This is a genomic window from Neorhizobium puerariae (assembly GCF_042429745.1).
In the GTDB taxonomy this organism is placed as follows: Bacteria; Pseudomonadota; Alphaproteobacteria; order Rhizobiales; family Rhizobiaceae; genus Neorhizobium; species Neorhizobium puerariae.
The window spans coordinates 1-1,285 of sequence record NZ_JBHMAA010000046.1 but is presented as its reverse complement, the minus strand read 5'-3'; the positions used below and the strand labels follow the sequence as shown (position 1 = coordinate 1,285).

Annotated in this window: 1 protein-coding gene; it reads left to right on the top strand. The window is 65.4% G+C overall.

The window, feature by feature from the left end; all coding sequences use genetic code 11:
• Window positions 1-10 precede the first annotated feature (10 nt).
• Window positions 11-1,285 (top strand): UDP-glucose dehydrogenase family protein (locus tag ACFFP0_RS29715; RefSeq protein ID WP_377265836.1); only part of this gene is annotated, 1,275 nt, incomplete at its 3' end.

Below are 1,285 nucleotides of genomic sequence, written 5' to 3'. Positions count from 1 at the left end.
GGGATATCAGATGCGAATAGTAATGGTTGGCTCGGGTTATGTTGGCCTTGTTTCGGGGGCATGCTTTGCGGATTTCGGCCATGAGGTCGTGTGCGTCGACAAGGCGGTGGAGAAGATCGAGGCGCTGAAGAGCGGCGTCATCCCGATCTTCGAGCCGGGCCTCGACGCGCTGGTCGAGACCAACGTCAAGGCGGGACGCCTGTCGTTCACCACCGACCTCGCCCAGGCCGTCGGCGAGGCCGAGGTCGTCTTCATCGCCGTCGGCACGCCCTCGCGGCGCGGCGACGGCCATGCCGACCTCGGATACGTCCATGCCGCCGCCCGCGAGATCGCCGCGGCCATGAACGGCTTCACCGTCGTCGTCACCAAATCCACCGTCCCCGTCGGCACCGGCGACGAGGTCGAGCGCATCATCCGCGAGACCAACCCGCAGGCCGACTTCGCCGTCGTCTCCAATCCCGAATTCCTGCGCGAGGGCGCCGCCATCGAGGACTTCAAGCGTCCCGACCGCATCGTCGTCGGCATTTCCGACGAACGCGCCCGCGCCGTCATGACCGAGGTCTACCGGCCCCTCTACCTCAACCAGTCCCCCCTCCTCTTCACCAGCCGCCGCACCTCCGAGCTCATCAAATACGCCGCCAACGGCTTCCTCGCCATGAAGATCACCTTCATCAACGAGATGGCCGACCTGTGCGAGCGCGTCGGCGCGGACGTCCAGGACGTCTCCCGCGGCATCGGCCTCGACGGACGCATCGGCTCGAAATTCCTGCATGCGGGACCCGGATACGGCGGATCGTGCTTCCCCAAGGACACGCTGGCACTCGCAAAGACCGCCCAGGACCACGACAGCCCGGTCAGGCTGATCGAAACCACCATCGCCATCAACGACAACCGCAAGCGCGCCATGGGCCGCAAGGTGATCGCAGCCGCGGGCGGCGACGTGCGCGGCAAGAAGGTCGCCGTCTTCGGCCTCACCTTCAAGCCCAATACCGACGACATGCGCGACAGCCCGGCGATCGCCATCGTCCAGACCCTCAAGGACGCCGGCGCCATCGTCTCCGGCTACGACCCGGAAGGCATGGACAACGCCCGCCAGATCATGGACATCGACTTCGCAAGCGGACCATACCAGGCCGCAAAGGACGCCGACGTCGCCGTCCTCGTCACCGAATGGAACGAGTTCCGAGCCCTCGACCTCGACCGCCTCAGGGCCGTCATGAAAAGCCCCGTCCTCGTCGACCTCAGAAACGTATACAGAAAACCTGAACTCGATGCCCATGGGTTC